This window comes from Streptomyces sp. RP5T, assembly GCF_003933965.1.
GTDB lineage: Bacteria > Actinomycetota > Actinomycetes > Streptomycetales > Streptomycetaceae > Streptomyces.
Window position 1 is genome coordinate 1 of sequence record NZ_RSAJ01000600.1, and the last position, 4,927, is coordinate 4,927.

General features: G+C 70.3%; 7 protein-coding genes. 1 reads left to right on the forward strand and 6 read right to left on the reverse strand.

The window, feature by feature from the left end:
- Positions 1-688: MaoC/PaaZ C-terminal domain-containing protein (locus tag EHS43_RS37270; protein WP_125195049.1), on the forward strand; the 688-nt coding region annotated here is incomplete at its 5' end.
- Here the strand turns inward: EHS43_RS37270 and EHS43_RS37275 are convergent.
- The 6 genes from EHS43_RS37275 to EHS43_RS37300 all read right to left on the reverse strand — a co-directional run bounded on the left by EHS43_RS37275 (position 681) and on the right by EHS43_RS37300 (position 4,860).
- Positions 681-1,355, reverse strand: a complete 675-nt coding sequence (locus EHS43_RS37275) for a TetR/AcrR family transcriptional regulator (protein WP_125195050.1) — start codon at positions 1,353-1,355, stop codon at positions 681-683. The two genes, EHS43_RS37270 and EHS43_RS37275, sit on opposite strands and share 8 nt — an antisense overlap.
- Positions 1,356-1,439: 84 nt before the next feature.
- Positions 1,440-1,751, reverse strand: a complete 312-nt coding sequence (locus EHS43_RS37280; protein WP_125195051.1) for a DUF4229 domain-containing protein — start codon at positions 1,749-1,751, stop codon at positions 1,440-1,442.
- 75 nt (positions 1,752-1,826) lie between these two features.
- Positions 1,827-2,351: a GNAT family N-acetyltransferase gene (locus EHS43_RS37285; RefSeq protein WP_125195052.1), complete on the reverse strand. Its 525-nt coding sequence runs from the start codon at positions 2,349-2,351 to the stop codon at positions 1,827-1,829.
- Between the two features lie 140 nt (positions 2,352-2,491).
- Positions 2,492-3,655, reverse strand: a complete 1,164-nt coding sequence (gene mqnE / locus EHS43_RS37290) for an aminofutalosine synthase MqnE (RefSeq protein WP_125195053.1) — start codon at positions 3,653-3,655, stop codon at positions 2,492-2,494.
- Between the two features lie 49 nt (positions 3,656-3,704).
- Positions 3,705-4,160 (reverse strand): Lrp/AsnC family transcriptional regulator, encoded by a 456-nt coding sequence (locus EHS43_RS37295; RefSeq protein ID WP_037720768.1) that lies wholly within the window; start codon positions 4,158-4,160, stop codon positions 3,705-3,707.
- 67 nt (positions 4,161-4,227) lie between these two features.
- Entirely contained in the window at positions 4,228-4,860 is a 633-nt protein-coding gene (locus EHS43_RS37300; protein ID WP_185806578.1) for a UbiX family flavin prenyltransferase, read from the reverse strand.
- Positions 4,861-4,927: the final 67 nt, after the last annotated feature.

Below are 4,927 nucleotides of genomic sequence, written 5' to 3' on the forward strand. Positions count from 1 at the left end.
GTATCCGCATGTGCTGGGCTTCCCGCTGGCCATGCGCCTGCTGAGCGGGCCGGGCTTCCCGCTGCCCCTGCTCGGGCTGGTGCACACCTCGATCGAGATCACCCGGTACCGGGAGCTGACCGCGTCGGGCGAGTACGAACTCACCGTGCACGTCGAGGGGTTGGCTCCGCATCGACGCGGTACGGAGGTCTCGGTGGTGACCGGGCTGCGGGTGGGCGAGGACGTCGTGTGGGAGTCGGTGAGCACCTATCTGGCACGGCACCGCACGACGGGGGCCGGGACGGACCGGGGCCGGGACAGGGACAGGGACCGGAATCAGGACCAGGAGAAGCACGGGCCGCTGCCCGCGGTCGCCGAGTGGCGGCTGGCCGGGGACGTAGGACGGCGTTACGCCGCCGCGTCCGGCGACCGCAACCCGATCCACCTGTACCCGCTCACGGCCCGCCTCTTCGGCTTCGAACGGGCCATCGCGCACGGCATGTGGACGGCGGCCCGCTGTCTCGCGGCGCACGGCACCCCTCAGGCGGTGCTGGTGCGGGCCGAGTTCAGGGCCCCGGTGCTGCTGCCGGGGACGGTGACGTACGCGGCGGACGGCGAGCGGTTCGAGCTGTGCGACGGCGAGCGTGTGCACGTGACCGGCGGCGTGTACCCGCTGGCCGGCCACGGTTCGCCGGACGGCCTCAGCTGACCTGGAGCGGGACGCTCCCGGACGGCGCGTCCTTGAGGGTCCACGGCCGGCCCTCCATGAGGTTGCCGAGCCCGGCCCACGCGAAGTTCATCAGGGTCGCCGCGGACTGCCTCGCCGTCACACCCTCGGTCGCGTTGGCCCAGGCGGCGAGGGACTCGGCGGCCCCGACGAGGGCCTCGGCGAGGCCGGCGACCTCCCGCTCGGGCAGATCGGGATCGCGGTGGGCCTCGCGGGCCGCGACCACGATCAGATGCGTCACGAACGCGACGATCTCCTCGCGCATCGCGGTGACCTCGGCGGCGAACGCCTCACCGTGGATCCGGGCCTGGAGGTGCAGCACGGACCAGCCGTGCGGATGCCGGGAGGTGTGCGTGAAGAACGCCAGCAGCCCGTCCCAGAGCTGGCGGTCGGCGGGCAGATCGGTCCGCACCCCCGTCCGCACGGCCTCGGTGAGCGCGGCGGCCTCCCGGCGGATGCACGCGGTGAAGAGGTCTTCCTTGGAGTTCAGGTACAGGTAGACCAACGGCTTGGACACACCGGCGAGTTCGGCGATCTCGTCCATCGAGGCGGCCATGTACCCGCGCTGCCCGAAGATCTCCACGGCGGCGTCCAGCATCTGCTGCTCCCGCACCGCACGCGGCATGCGCTTGCTCTTCACGACACCCATGCCCAAAGACTACGGTCACGCGGGCGCGGGGGCGTTGGACTGTCGGGCTCGGGCTGTCGGGCTCGGGCTGTCGGGCTGCCCGGCTCAGGAGGTCTGCGGGGCCTGGCCCTTGGAGGGGGCGCCCTCGTCGGCGGCCTCGTCCTCCTGGCTGCGGTTCGCCTCCAGGTTGGCCTTCATCCGGTCGACGCGCTGGACGACCTGGATGGAGGCGCGGTCGCGCTCCTTGCGCAGGACCACGAAGCTGATGGGGGCCGAGAGCAGCAGGGAGAGCAGGACGATCCACATGCCGTTGGAGTCGCCGAGGCCGCGCGGGGCGAGGCCGGAGTAGACGAGGCCCCAGACGACCACGAGGCAGCCCACGAAGATCCCGAGGCGCATCAGCGTGTAGCGGAGCATGTCAATCCACTCTTCCGGTTCCATAAAGGGGCACCGTCCAGTGAAGCACGCCGGGCACCCGATCTTCGACGGGGGTCAGCGCAGGGGCAGCAGCATGATCACGTCGTCGCGGTCGTCCCCGGGAGCGACCCGTATGGCGTCCGGTATGCGGCCCACCTCCTTGTAGCCGCAGGAGCCGTAGAAGCGCTCCAGGCCGAGGCCGCCGCGGCAGGTGAGCCGGATCGCCTCGATGCCGTCGATCCCGCGGGCCGCGTCCGCGGCGGCGCCGAGCAGGTCGCGGCCGTAGCCCTTGCCCTGGTGACGGGGGTGGACCATCACGGTGTACAGCCAGAGCCAGTGGGTCATCAGCCGGTGCGTGTTGAAGGTGAGGAACGCGGCGGCGGCCACCTGACCCTCCGCGTCGTGTCCGACGAGCAGCCGGGTGCGGCCGTCCGCCATCGCCGCGAAGTGCTTCACCAGCTCGGGGCGTATGGTCTCCCGCTCCACGGGCGCGACGAAACCGACGGCACCGCCCGCGTTGCTGACGTCCGTCCACAGATCGAGGATGCCGTCCCGGAGGGCGGGAGTGACGGCCGGGTCGAGAGTAAACGTAAGGGACACGACAGCATCGTAATCCTTACAGGCTGGTCAGGGGCTGGAGGTGCCGAGGGTTCGCTCTGCAGGAGTCCTCGGGCGCACCACCCCAGGGGCGCGGGGAACTGCGCGATCAGCCCCCACGCACCCGCACCCGACCGGCAACCTCAGACCCGCATCGGCTGAGGAGACTCACGGCGTCCCGCGTCGGGGCCGTCGTACTCCCGGATGATCTCGTACCGCGTGTTCCGCTCCACCGGGCGGAACCCGGCGTCCCGGATCAGGTCCAGCAGGTCCTCGCGGGTCAGCTTGTTCGGCGTGCCGTAGTTGTCGGCGTCGTGGGTGATCTTGTACTCGACCACCGAGCCGTCCATGTCGTCCGCGCCGTGCTGGAGCGCGAGCTGGGCGGTCTGGACGCCGTGCATGACCCAGAAGACCTTGACATGCGGGACGTTGTCGAAGAGGAGGCGGGAGACCGCGAAGGTCTTCAGGGCCTCCGCGCCGGTCGCCATCTGGGTGCGGGCCTGAAGGCGGTTGCGCACCTTGCCGTCCTTCACGTCCACGAAGTCGTGCTGGTAGCGCAGCGGGATGAAGACCTGGAAACCGCCGGTCTCGTCCTGGAGCTCACGCAGCCGCAGGACGTGGTCCACACGGTGGCGGGGCTCCTCGATGTGGCCGTACAGCATGGTGCTCGGGGTCTTCAGACCCTTCTCGTGCGCCAGGCGGTGGATGCGGGACCAGTCCTCCCAGTGGGTGCGGTGGTCCACGATGTGCTGCCGGACCTCCCAGTCGAAGATCTCCGCGCCACCGCCGGTGAGGGACTCCAGTCCCGCGTCGATCAGCTCGTCGAGGATCTCGGAGGCCGACAGACCCGAGATCGTCTCGAAGTGGTGGATCTCGGTGGCCGTGAACGCCTTCAGGGAGACGCCCGGCAGCGCCGCCTTCAGCTCGCGCAGCGACCGCGGGTAGTAGCGCCAGGGCAGGTTCGGGTGCAGGCCGTTGACGATGTGCAGCTCGGTGAGGTTCTCGCCCTCCATCGCCTTGGCGAGCTTCACCGCCTCCTCGATGCGCATCGTGTACGCGTCCTTCTCCCCCGGCTTGCGCTGGAAGGAGCAGTAGGCGCAGGACGCCGTGCACACGTTGGTCATGTTGAGGTGGCGGTTGACGTTGAAGTGGACGACGTCGCCGTTCTTCCGCGTCCGCACCTCGTGCGCGAGCCCGCCCAGCCACGCCAGGTCGTCCGACTCGTACAGCGCGATGCCGTCCTCACGGGTCAGCCGCTCACCGGCCCTGACCTTGTTCTCCAGCTCGCGCTTGAGCCCGACGTCCATGGGGGTCACACCTTTCTCCGACGACTTCAACAACCGTACGTCCCCGCCTCTACGCCTCTTCGGGCAGTTCCCCGACCCGGTTCTCCCACTTCGTGGAGAGCACGATCGTGGTACGGGTCCGGGAGACCCCCTCGGTCCCGGACAGCCGCCGGATGATCTTCTCCAGACCGTCCACGTCGGGTGCCCGCACCTTCAGCATGTACGAGTCGTCACCCGCGATGAACCAGCAGTCCTCGATCTCGGTGAGGTCCCTGAGCCGCCGCGCCACGTCCTCGTGGTCCACCGCGTCGGACAGCGAGATGCCGATCAGCGCGGTGACGCCGAGGCCGAGCGAGGCGGCGTCGACGGTGGCGCGGTAACCGGTGATGACACCGGCCGCCTCCAGCCGGTTGATGCGGTCGGTGACGCTGGGTCCCGACAGACCGACGAGGCGCCCCAGCTCCGCGTAGGAGGCCCGGCCGTTCTCCCTCAGGGCCTGGATGAGCTGCCTGTCCACCGCGTCCATGGGATCGAAGCCTTCCGCTGAAAAGTGCCTGAAGTGATGAGAGGTACTGCCGGTACTGCCGCGTGTCCTACTGACCCGATGTGCCGCCGCCCAGTTCGCCCCGCCAGCGCCGGTACAGGTCGTGCCGGACGCCCGCCGCGTCCAGCACCCGCCCGGCGACGAAGTCCACCAGGTCCTGGATGTGGGTGGCTCCCGCGTAGAAGCCCGGCGAGGCGGGGACCACGCTCGCGCCGGCGTCGTCGAGCGTGACGAGGTGCCGCAGGGTCTGACCGTTCAGGGGAGTCTCCCGCACCGCCACGACCAGCGGCCGCCGCTCCTTCAGCGTGACGCTCGCGGCCCGCTGGAGCAGGTCCTTGGAGAGCCCGAGGGCGACTCCGGCGACACAGGCCGTGGAGGCCGGGACGATCAGCATCCCCTTGCTCGGGTACGACCCCGAGGACGGGCCGGCGGCCAGGTCCCCGGGGGGCCAGTACCGCACGGCGTCGGTGTCGACGTCGAAGGCGGCCGGCTTGCCGTCGGCTCCCCGGCCCAGCCATTCCCGCAGGTCCTCGCGCCAGTGCGCGTCCCGGAAGGAGATCCCCGTCTCGTCGAGAAGGGTGAGCCGCGAGGCGCGGGAGACCACCAGGTCGACGCTCTCACCGGCAGCGAGCAGCGCACGCAGCACGGACGCGGCATACGGGGTGCCGGAGGCGCCGGACACCCCTACGATCCAAGGCGTACGCCGCGTCTCTCCTGGCTTGACTGGGTTCACACCCCCGAGCCTATCC